The sequence below is a fragment of the Patescibacteria group bacterium genome (assembly GCA_041662965.1).
Lineage (GTDB): Bacteria > Patescibacteriota > Patescibacteriia > Patescibacteriales > GWC2-42-12 > JACPHD01.
In genome coordinates, this window is record JBAZRI010000001.1 from 269,690 (window position 1) to 294,223 (window position 24,534).

At 39.8% G+C, this 24,534-nt stretch carries 30 protein-coding genes; 8 read left to right on the forward strand and 22 right to left on the reverse strand.

Going from position 1 to position 24,534, the window contains the following annotated elements:
* The first annotated feature begins 64 nt into the window (after window positions 1–64).
* The 7 genes from WC639_01150 (at window position 65) to WC639_01180 (ending at window position 6,013) form a co-directional block, all read left to right on the forward strand.
* Entirely contained in the window at window positions 65–805 is a 741-nt protein-coding gene (locus WC639_01150; GenBank protein ID MFA6306401.1) for a WecB/TagA/CpsF family glycosyltransferase, read from the forward strand.
* A 17-nt stretch (window positions 806–822) separates the two neighbouring features.
* Window positions 823–1,593, forward strand: coding sequence for a hypothetical protein (locus tag WC639_01155; GenBank protein MFA6306402.1), 771 nt, complete (start codon window positions 823–825; stop codon window positions 1,591–1,593).
* A gap of 68 nt (window positions 1,594–1,661) precedes the next feature.
* The gene (locus WC639_01160) at window positions 1,662–2,018 is read left to right on the forward strand and encodes a GIY-YIG nuclease family protein (protein ID MFA6306403.1); all 357 of its coding nucleotides are present in this window, start codon (window positions 1,662–1,664) and stop codon (window positions 2,016–2,018) included.
* 93 nt (window positions 2,019–2,111) lie between these two features.
* Window positions 2,112–3,593 carry a glutamate--tRNA ligase gene (gene gltX, locus WC639_01165; GenBank protein MFA6306404.1) on the forward strand — a complete coding sequence of 494 codons (1,482 nt, stop codon included), beginning with the start codon at window positions 2,112–2,114 and terminating at the stop codon, window positions 3,591–3,593.
* A 29-nt stretch (window positions 3,594–3,622) separates the two neighbouring features.
* Complete coding sequence (locus WC639_01170; GenBank protein MFA6306405.1) at window positions 3,623–3,883, forward strand: hypothetical protein; 261 nt, start codon at window positions 3,623–3,625, stop codon at window positions 3,881–3,883.
* Between the two features lie 436 nt (window positions 3,884–4,319).
* A complete protein-coding gene (locus WC639_01175) occupies window positions 4,320–5,561 on the forward strand; it encodes a peptidoglycan DD-metalloendopeptidase family protein (GenBank protein MFA6306406.1) in 1,242 nt (413 codons plus the stop codon).
* An 8-nt stretch (window positions 5,562–5,569) separates the two neighbouring features.
* Window positions 5,570–6,013, forward strand: a complete 444-nt coding sequence (locus WC639_01180; GenBank protein MFA6306407.1) for a hypothetical protein — start codon at window positions 5,570–5,572, stop codon at window positions 6,011–6,013.
* A 590-nt stretch (window positions 6,014–6,603) separates the two neighbouring features.
* Here the strand turns inward: WC639_01180 and WC639_01185 are convergent.
* The 9 genes from WC639_01185 to WC639_01225 all read right to left on the reverse strand — a co-directional run bounded on the left by WC639_01185 (window position 6,604) and on the right by WC639_01225 (window position 15,352).
* Complete coding sequence (locus WC639_01185; protein ID MFA6306408.1) at window positions 6,604–7,482, reverse strand: cell division protein FtsQ/DivIB; 879 nt, start codon at window positions 7,480–7,482, stop codon at window positions 6,604–6,606.
* Between the two features lie 2 nt (window positions 7,483–7,484).
* Window positions 7,485–8,267, reverse strand: coding sequence for a Mur ligase family protein (locus WC639_01190; GenBank protein MFA6306409.1), 783 nt, complete (start codon window positions 8,265–8,267; stop codon window positions 7,485–7,487).
* Window positions 8,268–8,326: 59 nt separating this feature from the next.
* Entirely contained in the window at window positions 8,327–9,478 is a 1,152-nt protein-coding gene (locus WC639_01195) for an aminotransferase class I/II-fold pyridoxal phosphate-dependent enzyme (protein ID MFA6306410.1), read from the reverse strand.
* Between the two features lie 9 nt (window positions 9,479–9,487).
* Window positions 9,488–10,795: a serine--tRNA ligase gene (serS, locus tag WC639_01200; GenBank protein ID MFA6306411.1), complete on the reverse strand. Its 1,308-nt coding sequence runs from the start codon at window positions 10,793–10,795 to the stop codon at window positions 9,488–9,490.
* Window positions 10,796–10,875: 80 nt separating this feature from the next.
* A complete protein-coding gene (locus WC639_01205; GenBank protein ID MFA6306412.1) occupies window positions 10,876–11,292 on the reverse strand; it encodes an adenylyltransferase/cytidyltransferase family protein in 417 nt (138 codons plus the stop codon).
* Window positions 11,293–11,360: 68 nt separating this feature from the next.
* The gene (locus WC639_01210; protein ID MFA6306413.1) at window positions 11,361–11,657 is read right to left on the reverse strand and encodes a GIY-YIG nuclease family protein; all 297 of its coding nucleotides are present in this window, start codon (window positions 11,655–11,657) and stop codon (window positions 11,361–11,363) included.
* A 76-nt stretch (window positions 11,658–11,733) separates the two neighbouring features.
* A complete protein-coding gene (gene lysS, locus WC639_01215) occupies window positions 11,734–13,191 on the reverse strand; it encodes a lysine--tRNA ligase (GenBank protein ID MFA6306414.1) in 1,458 nt (485 codons plus the stop codon).
* Between the two features lie 118 nt (window positions 13,192–13,309).
* Window positions 13,310–13,768: a transcription elongation factor GreA gene (gene greA, locus WC639_01220; GenBank protein ID MFA6306415.1), complete on the reverse strand. Its 459-nt coding sequence runs from the start codon at window positions 13,766–13,768 to the stop codon at window positions 13,310–13,312.
* An 81-nt stretch (window positions 13,769–13,849) separates the two neighbouring features.
* A complete protein-coding gene (locus tag WC639_01225; protein ID MFA6306416.1) occupies window positions 13,850–15,352 on the reverse strand; it encodes an O-antigen ligase family protein in 1,503 nt (500 codons plus the stop codon).
* A gap of 178 nt (window positions 15,353–15,530) precedes the next feature.
* Here WC639_01225 and WC639_01230 point away from each other — a divergent pair, with 178 nt between their 5' ends.
* The gene (locus WC639_01230; protein ID MFA6306417.1) at window positions 15,531–15,791 is read left to right on the forward strand and encodes a hypothetical protein; all 261 of its coding nucleotides are present in this window, start codon (window positions 15,531–15,533) and stop codon (window positions 15,789–15,791) included.
* A 59-nt stretch (window positions 15,792–15,850) separates the two neighbouring features.
* Here the strand turns inward: WC639_01230 and WC639_01235 are convergent, their stop codons facing one another.
* The 13 genes from WC639_01235 to WC639_01295 all read right to left on the reverse strand — a co-directional run.
* On the reverse strand, window positions 15,851–16,543 hold the full coding sequence (locus WC639_01235; GenBank protein MFA6306418.1) for a glycosyltransferase family A protein: 693 nt from the start codon (window positions 16,541–16,543) through the stop codon (window positions 15,851–15,853).
* Window positions 16,544–16,602: 59 nt separating this feature from the next.
* The gene (locus tag WC639_01240; protein MFA6306419.1) at window positions 16,603–17,793 is read right to left on the reverse strand and encodes a glycosyltransferase family 4 protein; all 1,191 of its coding nucleotides are present in this window, start codon (window positions 17,791–17,793) and stop codon (window positions 16,603–16,605) included.
* Window positions 17,794–17,838: 45 nt separating this feature from the next.
* Window positions 17,839–19,281 (reverse strand): flippase, encoded by a 1,443-nt coding sequence (locus WC639_01245; GenBank protein ID MFA6306420.1) that lies wholly within the window; start codon window positions 19,279–19,281, stop codon window positions 17,839–17,841.
* Window positions 19,282–19,410: 129 nt separating this feature from the next.
* Window positions 19,411–19,830 (reverse strand): 30S ribosomal protein S9, encoded by a 420-nt coding sequence (gene rpsI / locus WC639_01250; GenBank protein MFA6306421.1) that lies wholly within the window; start codon window positions 19,828–19,830, stop codon window positions 19,411–19,413.
* Between the two features lies 1 nt (window position 19,831).
* Window positions 19,832–20,170 (reverse strand): 50S ribosomal protein L13, encoded by a 339-nt coding sequence (rplM, locus tag WC639_01255; GenBank protein ID MFA6306422.1) that lies wholly within the window; start codon window positions 20,168–20,170, stop codon window positions 19,832–19,834.
* 35 nt (window positions 20,171–20,205) lie between these two features.
* Window positions 20,206–20,556 carry a 50S ribosomal protein L17 gene (rplQ, locus tag WC639_01260; GenBank protein MFA6306423.1) on the reverse strand — a complete coding sequence of 117 codons (351 nt, stop codon included), beginning with the start codon at window positions 20,554–20,556 and terminating at the stop codon, window positions 20,206–20,208.
* Between the two features lie 13 nt (window positions 20,557–20,569).
* Entirely contained in the window at window positions 20,570–21,388 is an 819-nt protein-coding gene (gene rpoA / locus WC639_01265) for a DNA-directed RNA polymerase subunit alpha (GenBank protein MFA6306424.1), read from the reverse strand.
* Between the two features lie 43 nt (window positions 21,389–21,431).
* Window positions 21,432–22,061, reverse strand: coding sequence for a 30S ribosomal protein S4 (rpsD, locus tag WC639_01270; protein ID MFA6306425.1), 630 nt, complete (start codon window positions 22,059–22,061; stop codon window positions 21,432–21,434).
* A gap of 11 nt (window positions 22,062–22,072) precedes the next feature.
* On the reverse strand, window positions 22,073–22,522 hold the full coding sequence (gene rpsK, locus WC639_01275; protein MFA6306426.1) for a 30S ribosomal protein S11: 450 nt from the start codon (window positions 22,520–22,522) through the stop codon (window positions 22,073–22,075).
* Window positions 22,523–22,680: 158 nt separating this feature from the next.
* Window positions 22,681–23,073: a 30S ribosomal protein S13 gene (gene rpsM, locus WC639_01280; GenBank protein ID MFA6306427.1), complete on the reverse strand. Its 393-nt coding sequence runs from the start codon at window positions 23,071–23,073 to the stop codon at window positions 22,681–22,683.
* Between the two features lie 41 nt (window positions 23,074–23,114).
* Window positions 23,115–23,228 (reverse strand): 50S ribosomal protein L36, encoded by a 114-nt coding sequence (gene rpmJ, locus WC639_01285; GenBank protein MFA6306428.1) that lies wholly within the window; start codon window positions 23,226–23,228, stop codon window positions 23,115–23,117.
* A 152-nt stretch (window positions 23,229–23,380) separates the two neighbouring features.
* Entirely contained in the window at window positions 23,381–23,596 is a 216-nt protein-coding gene (gene infA, locus WC639_01290) for a translation initiation factor IF-1 (protein ID MFA6306429.1), read from the reverse strand.
* Between the two features lie 260 nt (window positions 23,597–23,856).
* Window positions 23,857–24,534: alanine--tRNA ligase-related protein (locus WC639_01295; protein MFA6306430.1), on the reverse strand; the 678-nt coding region annotated here is incomplete at its 5' end.

The window sequence follows — 24,534 nt, forward strand, 5'->3', positions numbered from 1 at the left end:
AAATTTCCTTTTTGTCATGCGGAATGCGTTTGCTAAAGCTAGCTTTTTTTAGTATAATTCAGTTATGGGTTTAATCAATATATTAGGCGTAAATATTAACACCTTCAGCAAGAAACAGGCTCTGGCTAAAATCCAGGAGTTTTTAATTGACGGCCGGCGGCATTTTATTATTACGCCCAACCCGGAGATTATTCTAGCGGCCGGCGAAGATAAGGAATTTTTTGATATATTGAATAAAGCTGATTTGTCTTTGCCTGACGGCGTTGGCTTAAAAATCACGGCTTGGCTGATGGGCGTTAATTTTCAGAGAATTACCGGAGCTGATTTATTGAAAGATATTTTGGCGATAGCGGAGGCGCAGGGCAGGCGAGTGGCGGTTTTTAACTGGCGAGGCGGGCTATCAAGCTATCAAGATATATCGCAGGCGTTGGCCGTTTACTATCCAAAATTGCAAGCCATAGCCATTGACTTGGATCGGCAAACTGATGTGTCGGAGGGCATACTAGCGCCAGTGCGCGAATTCAAGCCGGGAATAATTTTTTTAACTTTAGGCGCGCCTTATCAGGAAAAATTTATTTTTCATAATTTGGCCAAGCTGCCGTCCGTTAAAATCGGGCTGGGCGTTGGCGGAGCGTTTGATTTTTTAACCGGCAAGCTGCCACGCGCGCCTTTTTGGCTTAGAAAAATAGGCTTAGAATGGCTCTGGCGATTGATTAAACAGCCGGCCAGATGGAAAAGGATTTATAACGCGGTCATAGTTTTCCCGGTTAAATTTTTAATTTGGTTGATTAAAAGAAAAATTTAAAAATAAATTTTAAACATATGTTAAAATATACGCCGTCAAAAAACGCGTTAATCATCGCTAAGCAATATTTAAAGCAAGAATTCAGGAAAATTTTTGCCGATATTAAAGATGATAAATTTTATAAAAGAATTGATAAATCAATTGATAATTTTAACGCCAGGGAAGGGGAGGCGTCGTTTTGGAATTTATTAGCCGCGATTTCCGAAGGCTGGAAGCTAAAGCAGGTTTTCGCCGTTATGTCGGATGATAAATATCAATGGAAGCTGAAAAATATCCCGTTGGAAAAAATTTATTTAACCGGCATGTCGCCGATAATTGATAAGTATGTTATAAAAAAATTCAACCGCAATCCGGCGGCTTTTGCCAAAGCCTGGAAGATAAACAAGGCTATGCGGGAGGAAATTATTAAAACCGGATTTTGCGCCCATAAAGAAAGGGATTATTTCCCGATTTTAGTTTATAAAACAGGGGATAGTTACCGAGTTTTTGACGGCATGAGGCGCGTTTTACTAGCCTTAACTAAAAATCAAAAAAATATTAAAGCTTGGGCAGGCTATAAAGTTAACGCTAAAGGCCGGCCGCTCATTAGCGCCAACCGTTGCTATTTTTTGTCAAACTTATATAATCAAGCCAAGAGCAAAGATAAAACTCTGGAAAAATCAATTATTAGAATTGGCAAAGAAATCAATAAAAATTATCGTAACGGCCGCGAAGTGCTTTTAAAAAGAATTATCGGCTGGTCGCATGACCAAAAAATAAAAAGTATTTTCGCGGAAATGATAAAATAAAAAGTTCATCTTATCTTTGTCATTTCGACCGAAGGGAGAAATCTATAATACAAGGAAAGCGCTTTATTATGCGAAAAGAATACCAATTTTTTGTTTATATTTTAAGCAATTACGAAAGAACAACTTTATATGTAGGTTTTACTAATAATATAATAAGGAGAATGATTGAACATAAAAACGGCCTAGGCTCTAAGTTTACTAAATTATACAAGTTAACAGATTTACTTTATTACGAACAACACCAATATGTTAACGATGCCATTTCCAGAGAAAAAGAAATAAAAAAATGGCGTCGCGAAAAAAAGATTAATTTGATAAAATCAAAAAATAAAATGATGAATGATTTAAGCGATAAGTTATTTTCAGAATATGATATTTCCGAAAAAGAAATTAAAGATTATGTAGGTAGTTTAAAAAATAATTGATATATTAGTTTAAGTATTAACCTATTATAGATCTCTCCTCCCTGTGGTCGTCGAGATGACAAAAAGGTCAGGCTAGAGATGATAATAATATTTATGAGCAATATCAGAGTTCGTTTCGCTCCATCGCCGACCGGTTTCCTGCATATCGGCAGCTTAAGGCCGGTTTTGTTTAATTATCTGATAGCGAAAACTTTAAACGGTGAATTGATTTTAAGGATTGAGGACACGGACCAAAAAAGGGAAGTTCAAGGCGCGGTTAAAGGCTTAATTGATATTTTAGACTGGGTGGGCATAAAATTTGACGAAGGGCCGCATGTTGGCGGCGGATTCGGGCCATATACCCAATCGCAAAGGCTGGAAATTTATAAAGAGCATATTGAAGCGCTTTTAAAAAAGGGCGAGGCTTATTATTGTTTTTGCACTTCTGAAAGATTAACCGAGATGCGCGAGCGCCAGCAGGCGGAAAAAAAACCGCCGCGCTATGACCGCGCCTGCCGCGAGCTCGCCAAAGAAGAAGTTGAGAAAAAAATTAAAGCCGGAGAAAAATTCGTTATCAGGCAAAAAATGCCTGTGGGCGGAGAAATTATTGTCCATGATGAACTGCGCGGCGATATAAAATTCGCGGCCCGCGATCTGGAAGACCAAGTTTTAATAAAATCAGACGGCATGCCGACTTATCAATTCGCTAGTGTAGTTGATGATCATCTTATGGCCATCAGCCATGTCTTAAGAGGCGATGAATGGCTTTCCAGTTTCCCCAAAAATATTTTATTATATAACGCCTTCGGCTGGCCAGCGCCGAAATTTATTCACCTAACCTTAACTTTAAATAAAGAAGGCGGTAAATTAAGCAAGCGCCAGGGCGACGTAGCGGTTGAGGATTACCGCTCTAAAGGCTATCTGCCCGAAGCTCTATTGAATTTTTGCGTCTTGCAGGGCTGGCATCCTTCGGCGTCGGCTAAAGCGCCAAAAGAAAAAACCGATGAAATTTTAAATTTGGATGAAATGATTGAATATTTTGATTACAAAGATATGGGGATCAGCCCGGCGGTTTTTGACATAGAAAAATTAGACTATTTCAACGGTTATTATATCAGGCGGATGTCATTGGAAAAATTAACTAAATTATGCCTGCCGTTTATGGGCGAAAATTTGAAATTAACTCGCGATACAAGAAAACAAGCCAATGATTTTATGGAAAAAGTTATCGGGCTGGAGCAGGAAAGGCTTAAGAAATTATCCGAGATAGGGGAGTTGACAAAGTTCTTTTTTTTGGATAATCTTGAATATCCGGAAGAAATGCTGATCTGGAAAAATTTAACTCTTAAGCAGGCGAAAGCGAACCTTAAAGAGCTGGCCGCTTTGCTTGAAAAAATTCCCGAAGCCGACTGGTTGAAAGAAACGATTGAAAAAACTCTGCTTGATTACATTAAAGACAAAGGCGCTAAAAACGGCGATTATCTCTGGCCTTTGCGCGTAGCGCTTTCCGGCCAAAAATTCAGCCCGCCGCCTTTCGCCATCGCCGCGATTCTAGGCAAAAAAGAAAGTTTAGATAAAATTAATAAAAATAAATAAAAAAATCCCGAAAGGGGAAGGGGGATGACATGAATTACGAGGAGTATTTGTTCTTTTTATTTTCAATTTTTTTTGGCATTTACTTGATGGGCAGAGGATTTTCTTCTGAAACGCTCTCTCTAACGTGTGCAATATTTGGATTATTTATTTTCTTTTTTGCCTTCATGAATTTATTATTTTTAGGGCCAGGAAGCAAAGTGGCTACCATGCCGGCGGATATATTTTTCGCGGTGGTAGCTGGAATGTTAATAGCGTGGGCCTTTGGAAAGACAATCGAAAGGAGGACATGATGAATTTATGGGAAGCTTTTATTTTTATAATGTTAGTTTTTGTATTTATTCTGATAACCGAAAGGAAAAATGTTAATAACCCGGGGCGGATAGGAGAATATGCGATTTTTATGTTTTTCGTTGTAATATTGACATCAGGAATAATAATGTTATTTATTTCTTTCTTTTCTTTTTATTGCCACTGGCCATCTTTTTATTGCCGCTGGCCATTCGTAGTGGTACTTGATAGTATGGTAATATCATATTCTGGCTTGCTGTTGGGCTATACTGTAAAGCAATTGTTTTTTAAATAAGATAATCTATGTAGTTAAGGGGCTTGGATAAAATCCGGCTCCTTTTTTTATTGTTTAAAAAATGTTATAATTAAATTATTCACCCTGTTAGAAGTCTTAAATAAACAAGATATCTGGCAGGGCAAATTATAATTGCAGTTTCTATGGGAACTTCTAACAGGGTAAAAAAAATTATTAAGTTAATCATACCTATATTATTTTTAGGCCTGTTTTTAACCGCGCCTGATTTTAGCTATGGCCAGGCTGAAGCCGGGCAAAACGAAGAAGTCAGGCAGATAAACAAAGATATTCAGGAAAAAAAAGACAGGATTAAAAAAATCCAGGATCAGCAGGCGGTCTATGAAGCGCTGATTAAGAAAAAACAGAGCGAAAAAGCCAGCCTGAATAACCAGCTGGCGATTTTAGAAAACCGTTTGGCTAAAGCCGCTTTGGATATTGAAAGCGCGCAGACCGAGATTGACCGGACGAATTTAGAGATAGACAAAGTCAACCTGGAAATTAAGGCTAAAGATGAGCAGATTTTAAATCAAAAAGAGCATATCGCGTCAGTCGTTAGATTGATGCAAAAGCAAGACGATAAATCAACTTTGGAAATATTGCTTCTGAACGGCACTTTGAATGATTTTGTCAGCCAGGTTAAATATTTGGAAGATATAAATAAAGAAATCGGCCAGAGTTTGGAAACTTTAAAGCAATACAAAAAAGATTTGGAAGCCCAGCAGAAAGATTTGAACGGAAAAAAGCGGGAATTATCCGGCTTGAAGGTAGAGCTGGAAAACAGAAAAAGCGGCCTGGCTACGGAGCAGCAAAACAAGGCGTATGTTTTAGACCAGACTAAATCTTCGGAAAGAGAATACCAAAGGTTATTGGCATTAGCTAAACAAGAACAACAGCGGGCTGAGTCCGATATCGTCAGCCTGGAAAAAACCGTCAGGGCAAAATTATCTAAAATTTCCGGCCAAGCCTTGGAATTCAATGACGCGGGTTTTATCTGGCCGGTGACGAAAAATATGGTTATGGCGACTTTCCATGATCCGGACTATCCGTTCCGCTATATTTTTGAGCATCCGGCCATAGATATCAGGGCCGGTCAAGGCAGCGCCTTAAGGGCCGCGGCTTCAGGCTACGTGGCCATAGCTAAAAACGCGGGTAAAGGCTATAGCTATATTATGATAGTGCATGGCAACGGGCTGGCTACGGTTTACGGGCATGTGTCAAAAATCTATGTCCAAGCCGATGAATACGTAGTCCAGGGGCAGGCGATCGGCCTTTCGGGCGGCATGCCGGGCACTAACGGAGCCGGCTCGTTAACCACCGGGCCGCATCTGCATTTTGAAGTCCGCTTAAACGGAATTCCGGTTAATCCTTTGGAATATCTGCCGTAAAAATTGATATGGATTTAATAGAACATTATAAAAAAGTCCAAACAGCTTGCGACTGCGCTTTAAAAATAATTGGCATTACCAAGCTTAAATTCAGGCCCATGCGCCGCCAAGACGACCACGTTAATACCAAGCGTGGTTTTGTTATCGGCCGGACGAATTTAAAAACCGGCCTGATTACGATTGATATTTTTACGCCGAAGTTCAGAAAGCCAAAAAAAATTTCTTCAATTTTAAGGACGCTAGCCCATGAAGCCGCGCATCATCAAAAACCGCCTTACCGCTCGCGGTTCAGGGGGCGGATAATAACCAGAATTCATTACCCGATATTTTATCGGCAGGTAACGAGAAATATTAAGAAGTTGAAAAAAGACAAAACGCTGGGGGAGTATTTTTCCTTGAATAGGGGATATAGGCATTTATTTTTAAAGCGGTATGCGCGTATTACTTTATAGTCATTTCAATAAATCTAAATTTCTACGGGCTTAACCTAGATTCCCGCCCGCCTAGCGGACTGGTAAACCTGCGCGGGAATGACAATAAAAAATTAGTCGCTTACAGCGGTAGTTATTTAAAGGGGGAATTACTATAACGGCTATACTTTTCTAATATAATAGCGTCGCACAATATAACTTATGCGACGCCAGACTAACCTTTGATATAATCTATTTGCTTGAGTTTATGCCCGGCCTATTGAATTAACATGCCGAACAGGCTGATTTGCGGGTAAAATAATAATATGAATTTCAATAAAAGTAAAAATAAGCCGACAATCAAAAAACAAAATACTATTACCCCTAAAATAAACAATGTTTTAAAAATTCCTTCCATAAGCTTATTGGCGCATTAAAATTTAAATGCCCGCCTGGTACCTATGTACCTTTTTAGGTTTAAATTTTAATAGGTTTATTAACATAAATTTAATTTTTTTCAATAGCCGGGTTATTTTTTCTGAAATTATGCTGTTATATAATCTCGCCTGCCTGCTTGCTACCAGTATATAACATTTTTTAATATTATGTAATTAGTTATGTGTCGCAAAATATTATTTCAGGTAAACATTATTGGCGTATCTTAAATCAATATACTCCCTAGCGGCTTTAAAATCGTTTTTTAATTTTTCTCTAATGATTAAATCAAGTTTGGCCGCTTGCTCGGCTACGGGCGCTTTTATGTTAAAATAAACTTTTGGCCCGGATAAAATCGCCATTTTAACGGTGTTAATGTCTTTATCAACAATAAATCTTTCAATCGCGAAATTATGTTTTTTCTCCTTGAATTCATTAAACAAATTCAGGATATAGCCTATCGCCTCTTTATTTATATTGGCTTGCCGCCCGTCTATCTTAACGGCGGTCAGGTTTTCTATTAAAGGGTAGCTTCCGTCGTTAATATTTAAAGGATCGGTTTGGTTTATGACGTTGCCGTCGCCGTCCAGATAATAGTATTGCTCATCTTCGCGCCAAACCGCGGCTTGTTGTTTTTCGCGCAAATTTATGGTTAAAGTATGAAATAATTTTCTTTTAACGGTTAAATCGTCTAAATAATATTTTTCGTTTAAAATTTTTATCAAATCGCTTTTATTATAAAGCAATAGATTATTTTTTCCCGCCAACCTGTCCCGCGCGAGATCCCAAGCGATTGATTCTATCTCGCCGGTTAGGCTTTCACGAACGCCGTTGACTTCTATTTTTTGGATTTTAAACAGAGTTGAAAAAAATAACAGCCAAACTAGGATTAAAATTATAATAGCGGCGGCGAAAATAGCCAGCTTGCTTTTATTTTTCAGCCAGCCCGGCTTTATATCCGCGGTTCTTTTATTTTGAAAAAAAGGATTTTTATAAGCTTTGGCCGAATAAACGTATTTTCTTCTATTTGAGCCGAACCGATTTATTTTTTTAAGGCTATTCCTCCTGAATAACATAATTATTTTAAATTTATTATAATTTTTTTGACTATTAAGCCGATCAGCAGGGCGTAAGCGTGGTGCTCGCCGAAGCGGTTTATTGAATAATTTTTTGTTTCATTGCCGTCGGTAACCGCTACGGTTTGCCCGCTTGAGGTTTTTTCCGTTATCTCGCCCAGCCAATGATTATTAAGGCTAGGCGTGTTTTTTTCTAAACCGAAAAAAATAACTTTGGCTTTTGTAAATCCGGAAAGTTTTTTAATCCGCCGGTTGTCGTAATTTAAAATTAAATAACCGTTTTCGTTAATTGACTCAACAAAATGCTTATACTCCCCTACTAGGTCGTCCATATCGGAAAAACTTTCAATATAGCGCTGGGTAATATCGGTGACAATGGCGATTTTCGGCTTAACTAATGACATTAAATATTTCATGTCGCCGCGCTTGTCTATGCCCAGGCCTAATACTAAAATTTTAGGGAAAGTTGGCTTAAATAACGATATAAAAGCCCGCCAAATAATCGGCAGCCAATTTTTATAAGAATTATAGCCGCTGGATAAATTCAGAATGGCTAGCGGCAGTCCGATTTCGGTATTGAAATTTTTAGGATTTGATCTAACGTCATATCCGGCTTGTTCCAGTCGGCGCTTAATTTCGCTTTTAACGAAAAATTCATTGGTGCTGCCGGTGACGCTGATAATCAGCGGCCGATGAATCAATAAAACTATTTTGGTAATAAATTTCAAATAGTATTTTAAGATTTGCTTGAAAATTATTTTCACCCCGTTAGAAATATCATTCATAGAGTTATATAGGTAAGATTAATTATGGCCCGTTAATATAAATTAATTTCTAACGGGGTTCATAAGCTAAAAAATTTTTCCAGCCGGTCAAAAGCCGTATTGATATGCGCCTCGGTCCGGCCGAAGCTTAACCGGATATGCCCTTCGCCGTTAGGCCCGAAGGCTATGCCGGGCACAACCGCGACCTGGACTTTATCCAAAAGTTCTAAAGCCAAAGCCAGAGAATCGCTGTTATTCAATATTTTAGGGAAAACAAAATAAGCGCTGTTAGGCTTTATGTAGCGCAAGTATTTATTAAGCCGATCAAGCCTTGAGCAAATTAAATCTCGGCGGCGGTCATATTGTTTTTTAAAATTAATTACATCGCCCTCCCCCATTTCCAAAGCTCCCATGGCCGCGTATTGGGAAATTACCGGCGCGCAGGTTACCAGGCAGTCATGCACTTTTAAAATTTCTTTAATAACCGATTCGTCGCTATGGATAAAGCCGATGCGCCAGCCGGTCATGGCGTGGGATTTGGAAAAACTGAAAACCCTGATAACGCGCTCTCTTATTTCCGGCAGTTCGGCCAGGGAAAATATTTTTCCCGAACCGCCATAAATAAAATCTTTATAAACCTCGTCGCTGATTATAAAAAGGTTGTGTTTTTTCGCCAATTCGGCCAAACCGGTTAATTGCTCCCGGCCATAAATCGTTCCGGTCGGGTTATTCGGGTTGCAGAATAAGATGGCTTTGGTTTTCGGCGTGATGGCCTGCTCAAATTCAGCCAATTCAAAAGACCAGCCTTGGTCCTCGTTTAAAGGCACGAAAATCGGCGTACAGCCGGCTAAATTTATTACTTCTTTGTACGAGACATAAGTCGGCGTAGGCAGAATTATTTCGTCGCCCGGGTCGCTGACGGCTAAAACGGCCGCGGTTAGGCCCTCAATTGATCCGGCCGTTACTATGATTTCTTTCTGCCAGTCATAAAACATGTTTTCTTTAGCCAAAGAAATTTCTATCATTTCCCTAAGTTCCGGCAGGCCGGGCGATAATGAATATTTAGCCACGGCGCCGGCGCGCAAAGCTCTTTCCACGCGCCGTTTAATGCAGGCCGGAGTATCAAAACTGGGAATGCCTTGGGCTAAGGAAATAACGTCCGGGTATTTAGCCGCCCGGATTTCCATCTGCTTAATAACGCTTAATTGCAAATTTTTAACTCGGTTGAACATGGTTATTGGTTAAGCCGCCTTTTTGCTTTTTATCAATTTAATTTTTCCCGGCAGATACTTGCGCAGAACTTTGGGAATTTCTATTGAGCCGTCGGCTCGCTGATAATTTTCCATAATGGCGATTAAGGCGCGGCTGACCGCTATGGCCGTGCCGTTAAGCATATGCACGAAATGCTTTTCGCCGGCTAGGTCTTTATATTTGATGTTTAAGCCTCTGGCCTGGTAATCCGTGCAGTTAGAGGTTGAAGTAATTTCTGCCCAATCGCCGGCCGTGCCGTTTTTATTGGGTTTGCCCGGCAGCCAAGCTTCTAAATCGTAAGTCCGGTATGACGGCCCGCCCAAGTCGGCCGTTGAGTGGTCAATAACCCTGAACGGCAGGCCCAGGCCTTTAAATATTTCTATTTCAATATTCAGCATTTCCTGATGGGCCGCTTCGCTGTTTTCCGGCAAAGTATATTGGAACATTTCTATTTTAGTAAATTGGTGGACGCGGAAAATGCCTTTGGAAAATTTTGAATAGCTGCCGGCTTCGGTGCGAAAACAATGGGAGACGGCCACGTATTTTTTCGGCAAATCTTTTTCGTCAATAATTTCATTCATATGGTAGCCGCCCATGGTTATTTCCGCCGTGCCGATTAAGCTAAGGCCTGTCCCGAGTTTAGCCGAGGGATCGGTTTGCTCAATATTATATATTTGCGTTGCTTCGCCTCTCGGATTAAAGCCCAAGCCTTCTAAAACTTCTTGCTTGGCCATGTCCGGAGTTATAAACGGCGTGAATTTATGCTTGATAACGGTTTCTAAAGCGTATTGGATTAAAGCGAATTCCAATAAAACCGCCTGGTTTTTTAGGTAATAAAATTTCGCGGCGCTGACTTTAGCCGCGCGGTCAAAGTCAATTAAATCCAGATTTTCCGCCAGCTGAACATGGTCAAGCGGCGTGAATTTAAATTTAGGCGGCTTACCGTAAGTTTTTAATATCGGATTGTCGTCTTCATTAGCGCTTACCCGCACCTCGGGATGGGTTAAATTCGGAACCTGAAAAAGCAATTTTTTATATCCGGCATAAACTGAATTATATTTTTCTTCCAGGCTTTTTACGGTTTCGCCCAATTTTTTCATCGCGGATATTTCTTCGGCCGTGGGCTTAGTTTTGGAAACCGTATTTCTTTTCGCCCTAAGCTCGTCAATCTCGGCTTCCAGGGCGCGGCGCTCCTCGTCGGCTTTTATTAATTCGCCGATATCAACTTTGGCTAGCCGGTTTTTGCAGTTGGTTTTTATTAAATCAACGTTCTCCCTGATGAATTTTATGTTTAGCATATAAATCAATTAAAAATTAATAATTACGAATTACGAAATTTTTCGCGAAGCTAACGCTGCCGCAAAGAGTTATTCTCATATTAGTTTTTTAAAATAATAGATGTTTTGTATTTATGCGGCATAAAAGGCCTTAATCTTACAATTTTAGTTTTTAATTTTAATCTTTTTAATTCGTTTTTAAGCCGGTCAACAAAATTAGTTTGGTCATAGCCCAGGCAGATTATATTCGGCCGGTATTTTTTAATGGCGCTGTATTTATCGGTTAGACTGCCTAATACCGCTTTAGACGCCAATTTTAGGCCTTTAATCGCCTCTAGGCGCTGTTTTTCGCTATGCTCGGGCAATTTGCCTTTAACCTTTAAAACCGTGCTGTTGCGGGCAATAACAACGATTAGACAATCGCCATATTTTTTAGCCTGTTTTATAAAGTTGATATGCCCGGGATGCAAAATATCAAATGTGCCGAAAATCATAACAATTTTCATTTTTATTGTCATCCCGAGTGAGCGCATCTGCCAATCGGCAGATGAGCGACGAGGGATCTCGTTAAATGCAATAATGTAAATTATAAAAAATCTATTATTAAGTCTTTAAATATTAAGTTGTTACTTTTTATTAAGTTTATTTTCTTTTCTCTGCGCCAGCCTTTTAATTCTTTTTCTCTGGAGATGGCGTAGCTAATATCATTAAATATTTCATAATAAACTAATTTATTGATATTGTACTTCGCGGTAAAACTTTTTGGAAATTTTTTATTTTTATGTTCATAGCAGCGGTTCAATAGATTATTGGTAACTCCGATATAAAATCGTTTATTATTGATGTTAGTTAAAATATAAATATAGTAAGTATATTCTTTCATCTTTAAATTATATTATCATTTTATCGCGCTTTGCCGAGATCCCTCTGCCGCTGAAGCGGCATTCGGGATGACATTATTATTTCGGCCGCATCAGCGGGAAAATTTGGCATTCTCTCATGGATCTGTCCATTAAAAAAGCAAAGACGCGCTCCGACATGCCAAAGCCGCAAGCCGGCGGCATGCCGTATTCTAAAGCTTCCACAAATTCAGCATCAAACATCTGGGCTTCTTCGTCCCCTGCTTCCCTTAATTTAGCCTGCTCTTTAAATCTTTCAACCTGGTCTAAAGGATCATTAAGCTCGCTATAGCCGTTGCCTAGTTCCGAGCCGGCGATAATCACCTGAAATCTCTGGCTTAATTCCGGATGTTTCTCATCGCGCTTAGCCAAAGGCGAGACTTCAATCGGCACGCCGGTTAAAAAGCCCGGGCCGGTGATTTGCTTACGGCAATATTTCCATAAATTATCAATGGCGCGAGTTTTATTAAAGCCTTTTTTATCATATTCCACGCCCAGTTCTTTTAGTTTTTTTTCAATCTGTTTTATATCCGTAGCTAAAATATCAACGCCCGTATATTTTTTTACGGTTTCGCGGTAATCATAGCGCTCCCAGGTTTTCCCCAAATCAACTGCAAAATTTTTAATTTTAAATTTAAGCGCGCCGAAAGTTTCCTCGGCCGCGTATTTAAACAGCTCTTCAACCAGTTTCATGCCGGCTTCATAATCGGCGTAGGCCCAATAAAATTCCATATGCGTGTAATCCTGCAGATGCTCGGCGTCCATGCCTTCATTGCGAAAAACTCGCCCAATCTCAAAAGTTTTTTCAAAACCCGCGATCATCAGCCGTTTTTGCCATAATTCGCCGGCGCAAATACGCAGATAAACATTCATATCCAAAGCGTTATGATGAGTTAAAAAAGGCCTGGCGTCGGCGCCGCCGGCGGTATTCTCCAGGACCGGAGTTTCAACTTCCAAAAAATTTTTCTTAATTAAAAAATCCCGGATAGACTGCCAAAATTTCGCGCGTTTTATAAATATGTCTTTTACCTCGCTGTTAAATAAAATATCCAAATAGCGTTTTCTCAATAGCTCTTCTTCGTCCGATAAACCGTGCCATTTTTCCGGCAGGGGCCGGACGGCTTTGGCTAAGAGCCGCCAATCTTTAACCATAACGCTTTTTTCACCGTTATGGGTTAAAAAGGCCGTGCCGGAGATTTGCGCGAAATCGCCGATGTCAACGTATTTTGAAAATATTTTATAGCTCGAGTCGCCAATTTCTTTTTTAGAAAAAGCCAGCTGGATTTTACCGCTACCGTCTTCCAGATGGGCGAAAGTAAGATTGCCGTGGGCGCGCAGGCTTCTTAGCCGGCCGGCTAATTTCAATTCAACTTCGCCTGATTGCAATTTTTCAAAATCAGCCAGAACGTTATTCACAAAGATATTCTTTTCCGCTTTGGCCGGGTAAGGGTTGACGCCTAATTTTTTTAATTCCGCTAATTTTTTAAGCCGGTCCTCGCGCTCGCTTGTTTTTATCATACGAATTAACTTATAAATTAATGTTGATATTTTACCCTAATTTAACCTAAAAGTCAAAATAAAAGCCAAATAAAAAATAAGCTTCTCACAAAGCTTATTTTTAGAATACCGCTGATATTTATTCAACTTTTAAAATTTCATAAATTACATTGCCCCGAGGCGTGTTAACCGTTATTTTTTCACCCTTCTTTTTTCCGAGCAAAGCTACGCCCAAAGGCGATTCATTGGAAATTTTGCCTTCGCCTGGGTTAGCTTCGTTAAAGCTGACGATAGCAAACTCTTTGGTTTTGCCTTCGCTTAAGGCGGTTACTTTTGAGCCCATGCCGACCTTATGCTTATCGCCGTTATTCTGCACGATGGTAACGTTTTTTAATAAAGCCATCAGCTCGCCGATCCGCCCGTCGTTAAAAGCTTGCTCATCTTTAGCTTCGGCATATTCGGCGTTTTCGCTTAAATCTCCAAGTTCTTTAGCCGTTTCAATCCGGCCGGCGATTTCCAGCCTTTTAGGGCCAAGCCTTTCGTCAAGCTCTTTCTTTAATTTATCATAGCCTTCTTGGGAAATGATTTGGTCGGGCATAATGTTTATTAAATTAGAAGTAAAATTATATAATCTACAATATACAGGAAGTTTAAAATTTGCGCAAGAGCGTTGTTCGCGCTAAAAATTATTTTTTAATTTTAAATTTTCCAGCATAACCGCGGCGATGATTAGGCAGCCGATGCCTAAAGGATGGTTAACGTACGGGCTGAAGATATTAACCGCCAAGACGACTATTAAGCCGGCGGCTAATGACAAGGAATAATATGAGCCTATTTTAAAGCCGTCAAAAATAAGCTTGGCAAATAAAGCTAAATAAGCCAATAAGCCGAAAATTCCCAATTTCAGCCAAACATCAAGCCAGCCCCATTCAAAAGCATAAGTCGTGTATTCACCTTTTAAATTAGCGCTTAAAACGCGGGGATCGCTGCTGATATAAGTTACCGTGGCGCCAAAGCCTTGGCCTAAAATCGGCGCGGCTTTAATTTTCTGCCATAACGGCGGCAAAAGCTGCCACCTTGAAGAAGCGCCGGCCTCATCAGTAATTTGCGTGGCTCGGTCGCTTAATAAATTCGTGGCGTTAAAATCTCCGGCCGGCGCCGGGTAAGGAAATTTTATAATAAAAAAAGTTAAGGCCAGGCTTAAAATTATAACAGCTAGAGCCAGCAGGTTAAAAACGATAAATTCTTTTAACTTGGTTTTTAATTTAAAAATCATGGCCAGCCAAACGGATAAGCCGCCGGCCGCTAGCCCCAGCCAAAAGCTTCGCGAAAAACTGACTATGATGATTGATAATAATAAAGAGGCCAAGCCGATTAATTTAAGACTTTGTTTATTTAAGGCGGTATGTTTTTCCGCTAAATTTTTCAATAAATAAAACAGCAGAATAAAAAAGCCGATTAAAACAAAAATATGCGATTGCATAAATATCCGGTTGAACCCGGGAACGACTTGGGTTATCTCCCCGACTCCGCTGCGGCGCACCCAAAGGTAAAGATCCGGAATAAAAAAATTAAAACTATGGGAAAAAATATAAGCTAAAATAATCGTTTTTACGCTAAGCCAGCTTATGGACGCTAAAAATATTTGCTTAACAATGTTTAAATTATCGTCAGATCGCAAAAGGGAAAATACCGGAAAAACCAATAAAAAATACAGCCAATTGTTAAAATCAAAAAAGATATTGTTTAACGAATTATTTTTTAAAAAGCCGCTTACTGCGCCTAGAGCGATGAAAATAAATAAAGCTGAAAAATAAAATAAATAAGGCGAACGGAAAAAATTTAATTCCAGCTTTTTTGTTTTTACCGATTTAATTACGGTTCCGGCCAGCCAAACCGACATAACAATCAGCCAGAGCGCGATGCGGATGGAAATTTTAAAACCGCCGGTTTCAAAATAGAATAAATAACCGAAAGAGCTGATTAACAGTTCGGCTAATAATATATATAAGCCATATTCCAGCCGGTATAATGATAAGATTAAAACCAGAGCTATTATAATAAAAAACGCGGTAAAATTAACCGCCGGATAATAATAGCCTAAAAATGATAATATTTCGGCTAAGATTATCAGTAAAAAAATTAACCGTAAATTTTTATTTAAAATACCATTTATTGACATTCTGTTTAATATTAGTTAAAGTTATTTTAAATAACCGATGGAAATAAGGAGGGTAATTTATGAGGATATGGCGGCTCTTTTCAATCGTAGTTATTATTTCTTGGCTAATAGGCTAATTATATAATTTATTTTATTTAAATTCATCTAAAAATTTTTACCCAAACAGAAGGAGGGGCTAATGGAAAAAAGAAAAAGTATTATAGAATCGATTATTGACACTGCGTGTGAAAATTTCATAAGACGGATAGAACTCATGGCTGAATTTGAATCTCAGGCAGAGCGATCTTCAAAAAAAATTATGCCTGAGCCTTGCGCAGCATGCGGCTGTAATTTCTATGTTATTAGCGAATCATGCTTAATAACTGATATTTTTTGTTCTCAAGATCCACAAAATAATCAGAAAATCATGGTATGCGCTGACTGTGGCGAGCCAATTTAAATGGCTCTTAAATTGTTTATTTATCCTCCGGTTTATTTTAAAAATTGGAGGATTTTTTATTATAGGTTATGCTTTTGCTTGATTATGGCCATGGCTTGATTGTATTTTTTAACCCGGGGCAGCCAGGGAAATAGTTTATAAGCGCAGGACGGCAGCCAGCCGCTCATAGTCTGCGTGCCGCCTAAGGCAAGCTTAAAAAGAATTTGGTCGGCGAAAACTCCCGTATGGCCCTGTTCCAGCATAGTCAGCCAAAGATCCCAGTCTTGGAATTTTTTTATAGCTTCGTCAAAGCCGGGAAAATGCTCGCGCTTGATTAATGAAGTTGTAGTGATGTAAGGCATCTCTTTAAGCTTCTCGGCGTCAAACGGCCAAAGCTTGAATTTTTTACGGCCCCAGATAAAAGACGAATAGCAGAAGCTGGCGCTTAGGTTATTTTTTAAAGTTTTCAGCATCACTTCAAGCATAAACGGCTTCATGACAGCGTCGGCGTCGCAAAAAATTATATATTCTCCGCCGGCTAATTTAGCGCCTTTATTCCTGGCCGCGGCCGCTCCCCTGTTTTCCTGCTCGGTGTAAGATAATTTCAAGCCGAAAATTTGCTTGAATTTTTCAATCACTTTAATTATATTATCCGTTGAGCCGTCGTCAACCACGATAATTTCATAATTACCGTAAGTTTGTTTTTTAATGCCGGCTAAGCAATTAGCCAGATGTTCGGCCTGATTATAAACCGGGATAATAATGCTTATCATATTGTTATTTGTCATTGCGAGCGACCGCAGGGAGCGCGGCAATCTCACATACGTGGGATTTAACCAGAGATTGCTTCGTCGCTGCGCTTCTCGCAATGACAGTGAGAGAATGTTATTGCTTTATATATTTTTTTAATCTGTTTTTCCCAATTAAATTCTTTGATCGCTCGCTCTCTCCCCTGCTCGCCTAATTTTTTTCGCAGTCCGGGATCCCGGGCTAATTTAATGATAGCCGAAGCGATTTGCTCCGTATCTTCGGGATCAACTAAGAGGCCGTTTAAGCCGGCTATTACGGCGTCGCCGACTCCGCCGCTTTTGCCGGCTATTACCGGCTTGCCGGCCAGATTAGCTTCCAGATAAACTAGGCCAAAGCCCTCAAAATCGCCGTTAATATTTCGGCTAGGCATAATAAAGATGTCGCTGGCATTATACCAATTATCGCGCTCCTTGTCCGTAGCTTGATTTATTATTATAACTTGTTTTTCCAATCCCAAATTTGAAATTTGAAATTTTAAATTTTTTAATTCGGCTCCGCCGCCTAAAATAATATAAATTAAATTCGGCGCTTGTCTTAGCGCTTCCGGCAGAGCTTCTATGACTTTATCAAAACCTTTGCGTTTTACCAGCCTGCCGACCGATAATAAAATTATTTTATCGGTTAAATTATATTGTTTTTTTAAAGCAGAAATTTTTTCCGGCGCCGCCGGCCGCGCCGGCTCAATCGCCGGGTTAACGACGGCTATTTTATCCGCGCTTAACGGGAAAAATTGTTTGGTTAAATTCGCCGTGTAGCCGTTTAAGCAAATTATTTTATGGGTATTAGATAAAATTTTTTTAGCCAGCCATTTTTTTCTGGGTTTCTTCAAGGCGTAAGTTAAATCCATGCCGTGTAAAAATACCGAATATTTTATTTTAAAAAATTTGGCGCAAATCAACGCGGCCGCGCCTAAGGGCAAAATTTGGCCGACTAAAATATGCTCGATTTTTTCTTGTTTTATTTCCCGCCGCAAAGCGAAATAAGCCGGCAGCCATTTTAACAGCGGCAGTTTATTATTAATCAAGCGCCCATCCTTGTTATCAAGCACGGAAATTTCGTCCGGCTTGGGCTTGCCCTCCGACTTGTCCGCCAAAGCTTTAGCGTCGGTGGAAGCTTTAGCGAAGGAGGGCCAGTATTTTACCAGATTACCGTAATAATTGGCCACGCCGCCATGAAACGGCGGATATTCTAATGTAAATAATAGAGTTTTCATTTTAGATTGCCTGGACGTCCGACGTCCCCGGGACGTCGGACGTCTTTATGATTTTTTACTGAAAGATTGATAAATGCTTATCACGTCTTCCTTTTTAAAGCCTTTAAAGATATATAAAGCGATAAAGTAGCTTAAGCCGGCTAAGATAACGGTTAAAATAAGATTGACTTGATTTTTTAAATAATAGCCGACCGCGCCCATGACCGCTACGGCCAAAAGCGACTTTACTGATATGGCGATTATTTTTTTATAATCATATTTAGTGATTCGCGGAACTATCCACATGCTCAAAATAAACATCAGTAAATTAGTCAGCAAGGCGGTTAAACTGGCGCCGGCCGCCTCTAAGCGGGGTATTAAAATTAAATTTAAAATAACGCTCGCCGTTAAGACAATGCCCATATTGATAGTATTGGTTTTTTGCCGGTCGCAGGCGTTTAAAAGCGATCCGGCCGGAAAGTTTAAAAACATAAAAACGACCGCGCCCATGGTAATTTGCAATGGTAAAATCGCGTCGTTAAAGCCGCTTTTAAAAATTATCATTATTTTATCGGCTAAAATTATTCCGCCGACGGAAACCGGCAAAGAAATGATTATTAAATAATTCATGGCGCGCTCAAAAGTAATGGCCAGCTGTTCGCGGTTATTATGCCAATAATGGCTTAAGGCGGGGAAAAGCGAAGCCACGAAAGCCATGGGCAGAAACTGTAAAGCGAAAATAATTTTAAAAGGAATTTGGTAGATGCCTACTTGATGGTCGCCCGAGAGAAGCGAGAGCATGACCGAATCAAGATACATGTAAAGCCGCTGGAAAATAGCGTAAACCGCGAAAGGCAGGGAAATCATTAAGATGCTTTTAATTAAAATTTTATCCGGCCGCCAATTAATTTTAAGCTTCCATCTGGTTTTTAAAATATAAAATGAAAAAATTAAATTATACAGGCTGGCTAAAACCAAGGACATCATCAGCCAGACAAGCCCCAGATTGAATTTTAAGACGGTTAAAATTACGGCCAGAACGATTAGCTGGAAGATAACCGAAGAGATGCTTTCGTATTTTAAGTTATGGAAACCGCGGCTAACCGCGAAAAAGGTTAAAGTAAAAGAATCTAGGGCCATGCAAAACATGGAAAGATAAACCAGCTGGCGGGTTATCTCGGGATAAGCCGAAAAATTTATTAGGCTGAAAGCCGCCAGCATAGCTAGTAGAGCCAAAGGCAGCTTAATTAAAAAAACCGAGCTGAAGAATTTCTCGGCATTGTCCGGGCGCTTGGCCACTTCGCGCGTCAGGACGCTGGATTGGCCGATATCAATAAAAATTCCGAAGATGGAAGTGAAAGAAATGGCAAAGTAATATTTGCCTAAATCGGCCGGGCCGATGGCGCGGGCGATTAAAACAAAATAAGTGAAAGAAATTATTTTTTGCAGTATTAAAGCCAAGGTGAAGTAAGACGTATTCTTGGCGATATTAGTAATTTTTTCGGCCATAAAATATGTTAATATTATAGCTTATTTTTAATAAAAATAAAACCCCGTTTTTTAAACAAGGTTTTATTGTATATTTGATATTTGTATATTATAAATTCTGGATTCCCGCCTACGCGGGAATGACATGCCTTAACGTTTAGCCCATTGCGGAGCGCGCCTGGCTTTCTTTAGGCCCGGTTTCTTTCTTTCTTTCTTGCGCGCGTCGCGCATAATCCAGCCTTTTACCTTAAACGATGCCCTTAATTCCGGATTGATCGCGAGTAGGGCGCGGGCGATGCCGTGCCGTACGGCTTCGGCTTGGCCTTTTTTACCGCCGCCGGCGAGATTAACCGATATGTTAAAATCTTTAGCCAAACCGGCTAATTTCAGGGGCTGGCTGATAATTAAAAATAATTCTTCTTCCGGGAAATATTTTTTAGCCTCAACGCCGTTAATAACAAATAAACCCTCGCTACCTTTATAGACTCTAACCCGGGCGGTTGAAGTTTTTCGGCGGCCTAAACCGACCGTATATCTGCCTTTAAATTTTATAGCTTCTGTTTCGGTCATATTAATTTATAATTAATCTTTTTAGCATATTTACTCTATGCTTGGTCGGCGGCAGCATGTCTCTAACCGCCCTTTTTAAAATGTCGGCCGGCTTCAAGTCGGCTATTTTTTTGGTTTTTAAGCCGCCCGGATAACCGGAATATTTATAATATTTTTTTTGTTCAATCTTTTTGCCGCTGAATTTAAGCTTGGCTATGTTTATAACCTGAACTATGCCGCCCATATCTAAATGAGGCAGATATTCGGCCTTATTTTTACCGCGCAAGATTAAGGCTATTTCCGTAGCCAATCGGCCGGCCGCTTTGCCTTCAGCGTCAATTTTATAAATTTTTCTTTCCATATTATTTAATGCAGTATATTTTTTTAAATATTTTTTTAAACCAATTCAATTTGCACCATCTCCGCGCTATCGCCGGCTCTTTTGCCCAGCTTAATGATCCTTAAATAACCGCCTTGTCTGCCTTTGTATTTAACCGCTAAAATTTCCATGGCTTTTTTTACGGCCATCGGCTGGGGCAATAATCTGATTAATTCCCGGCGGCTGGCCAAATCGCCCTTGATTGACGCGGTAATGATTTTTTCCAAAAGCGGTTTTACCGTTTTGGCTTTAGCCTCGGTAGTCTTAACTTTTTCATAAATAATAATGCTGGACGCTAAATTTTTCAGCATCGCAACCCTGGGCGCTTTGGTTCTGTCTAGTTTTTTCCCTTTTACTCTATGTCTCATATAAAAATATTATTTAACTTTTTTTCGGCCGGCCGCGTTTTTTAGTTTTTTTGTCTTCGCCGGCTTCTTCCGGTATTCCTTCTTTCTTTTCCGCTTCTTTAGTTTCCGCGGCTTCAGTTTTTATTTCTTCGGCCTCTTCTTTAACGGTTTTTCCGATTAAAGCGTTAAATTGATTTATTAAAATATCCACGGATTTATTAAAGGCGTCTTCCGGAGTTATCGTGCCGTCGGTGGTTAAATCCAAAATCAGTTTATCCCAGTTGGTCATTTTGCCGATGCGGACGTTTTCAATGTTGACGCCGACCGACATTACCGGAGAAAAAATAGAATCCATTTCAATGTAGCCGATTTCATTTTTAGCGCTTTCACGGCTTTCAACCGTTATATAACCCGACCCTCGAGAAACGGAAATTTCCATGCTTAGGCTCCCTGCCATATCGGTAACATGGCCTAAAACCAAGTCAGGATTGGCTATTTCCACCAAGCTGTTCTTTTTTATATCAGAAGCTTTAACTTCTTTCTCGCCGCGGGCATCAAGCTCAAGCTTCACAACCTCGTCAGTGAAAACTTTTAAGCGCAGTTTCTTTAAATTCAAAATAAGCTCTAAAACATCTTCTTTAACATGGGGTAAAGACATAAATTCATGGTCAGCGCCTTTAATTTTTACGCCGATAGGGGCGGCTCCGGGCAAAGAAGACAATAATACCCTTCTTAAAGCATTGCCGATAGTAGCGCCATAGCCCGGGTAGCATGGCTCAATGATAATTTGCTTGTTGTTCGCGCTTGAACCTTTAACAAATTCTATTTTTTGCGGCAAAGCTATTTTTTCCATATAATTCTTGTTTATTTATAATAATTGTTTGTAAATTCGCGGGTTATTTAGAATAGAACTCAACGATCATCTGGCTGTTGATTTTTGATTCAAAATCTTCTTTAGCCGGCTGATGCAAAACTTTGGCGCTTAAATCTTTAATCTCAAGATTAAGCCAGCTCGGGGTTTCTATTTTTTTAAGTTTTTCCGATAAATTAGCGAAGTGCTTATTTTTTCGGCTTGACTGCCTAACCTTTATAATATCGCCGGTTTTGACGTTAAATGACGGAATATTAACTTTTTTATCATTAACTCGGAAATGGCCGTGGTTGGCTAGAACTCTGGCCTGGGCCCTTGACGGGGCGAAGCCTAAGCGGTAAATAACATTATCAAGCCTGGTTTCCAATATTTTCATTAAATTTTCGCCAGCCTCGCCTTTTTGCTTAATGGCCCTTAAAAAACTTAATTTGAATTGTTTTTCCATCAAATTATAAATTCTTTTGGCTTTCTGTTTTTCTCGTAACTGCATGTTGTAGCCGCTCTGTCTGGCTCGGCCTTTCGGGCCATGCAGGCCCGGCGGATAGTTTCTTTTAACTATCGCGCATTTAGCCGTAAAGCATCTCTCCCCTTTTAGCATTAATTTATCCCCTTCTCGGCGGCATAATTTGCATTTTGGTCCTAGATATTTTGACATAATTATTTATTTTAGACTCTTCTTGGTTTTTTAGGCCGGCAACCGTTATGCGGTATAGGCGTAATATCTTTAATTGAAGTTATAATCAAGCCATTGGCGTTTAAAGCTCTGATAGCCGATTCGCGGCCCGTGCCCACGCCTTTTACTATGACGTTTACTTCGGTTAAGCCGAATTCTTTGGCTCTTTCCACCGCGATCCTGGTAATTATCTGGGCGGCGTAAGGAGTGGATTTTTTCGGCCCTTTAAAACCGGCCATGCCGGCCGAAGCCCAGGAAATCACGTTGCCGCTTAAATCGGTTAAAGCCACGATGGTGTTATTGTAAGTCGCCTTAACATGGGCGACGCCGACCGGAACTTTTTTGTCTACTTTCTTTTTGCGCCCTTTTTTCTTAAGGACTTTTCTGTCTTCTTTGCTTTTTTCCAGTTTTTTTCTGATTTCTTCGGGCAATTCTTCAACCATATTCAAAGGATTGCCGGCTGGAGCGACCGGTTCATCCATCTCGGTTATGGATTGTATTTTTTCCTCTTCTTTTACCGGCTCCGCGGCCGGGGCAGGAACTTTTATATCTTGTTTTTTTTCTTCTGTCATATTGCTTTATCAAGCTAAAATTTAAAGGTTTATGTTTTTTGCGCCGACGGCTTTTTGCCCGAGGTCGCGGTTTTTCTGACGTTGCCGCGGACGGTTCGGTTATTGGTTTTAGTGCGCTGGCCGCGGCAGGGCAAGCCTTTGGCATGCCTGGAACCGCGGTAGCTGCCTATTTCTTTTAATCTTTTTATATTGGCGAAAACATCGCGCTTTAAGTCGCCTTCAACTTTATTATGCTTTTCAATCAAATCTCTTAATTTATTGCCCTGCTCGTCGGTTAAATTTTTAACTCTGATGCTGGGATCAATTTTAGCCAGCTTTAAAATGCCTTGGGATTTCGGTTTACCGATGCCGTAAATATAGGTTAAAGCGATTTCTATTCTTTTTTCATTCGGGATGTTTACGCCCGCGATTCTTAGAGCCATAAATTTTTGAAAATTGAAAATTGATAATTGAAAATTTTAAATTAGCCTTGCCTTTGCTTATGTTTTGGAGTTTTACAAATAACGCAAACTCGGCCGTTGCGCCTGATTATTTTACAATCCTTGCAAATTTTTTTTACGCTGCTTCTGACTTTCATATTTTATCATCAAGTAAAAATTTAATGGCCGTAGAGTTTTACTCGCTATTAAATTTTTACTTGATACGTTATATTTTTTGAAAATATTAAAAACTTTTTCTAAAAAAGTTTTTAAAGTTTTAAAAATGCGAAAATAATATTCGCATTATTTTTTATAATCTGTAAGTTATTCTGCCCTTGGTTAAATCGTAAGGGCTGATTTGAATTCTGACTTTATCTCCGGGTAAGAGCCTGATTTTATTCATTCTCATTTTGCCGGAAAGATGCGTTAAAATTTCATGGCCATTTTCCAACATGACCTTAAAGCTGGCGGCCGGCATCAATTCTACGACTTCGCCGACCATTTCAATAAAATCCTTGGAGCTGATTGTTGTGTTTTGTTCTGGCATTAATTGCGATTTTAAAACAAAAATAGGTTTGGCAAAAAATTACTCGCCTGACGCGAGATGCCAAAACCTTAATAATTTACTGTAAAATAATTATATGTTTTATTTAAGTAGTTGTCAAGAGTAAATACGGAAAAAGCCGATATTATTAAATAATTGCTATTTTTATTCTAAAATTAGCGATTTTCTGTCATTGCGAGGAGTTCCGCTAGCAGGCGGAATTTCTTAATACGCAAATGATTTTATTCTAAAATAGCTTTAATTCTTCTTACTCCGGCCGATGAGCTTTCTTCTTTTTTTATCTTAAAATTGCCTAAGCCTCCGGTTTGCTTAACATGCGGGCCGCCGCAGATTTCTTTGGAAAAATATAATTTTTCATCGCCGATCGTATAAATTCTGACTTTTTCGCCGTATTTCGCGTCAAATATTCCATGAGCGCCTTGGGCCCTAGCTTGATCAAGCGTCATTTCTTCGCAAGTTACTTTTAAATCCTGCTTAATGGCTTGGTTGACCATGGCCTCAACTTTGGCTTTTTCTTCAGCAGTCATTTTTTCCTGATGCGTAAAATCAAAGCGCAAGCGTTCGGAGGTGATATTACTGCCTTTTTGGATAACCTGGTTGCCTAAAACTTTTCTTAAAGCCGCGAGCAATAAGTGGGCGGTGGTATGATATTTAATCGTGGCTTCGCTTGAATCGGCCAACCCGCCTTTAAACATGCCGGCCGAAGCCGTGCGCGAAAGGTCTTGGTGCTGTTTTAACTCATCGGCGAAGCCGGCCTGATCAACGGTTTGGCCTTTTTCCAAAGCCAGCTCCTCGGTCATTTCAAAAGGAAAGCCGTAAGTCTGGTATAAGTTAAAGGCCTGTCGGCCGCTAATGATTTTTTCCTCGCTTAATTTAGAAAATTCTTTTAAGCCTTGTTC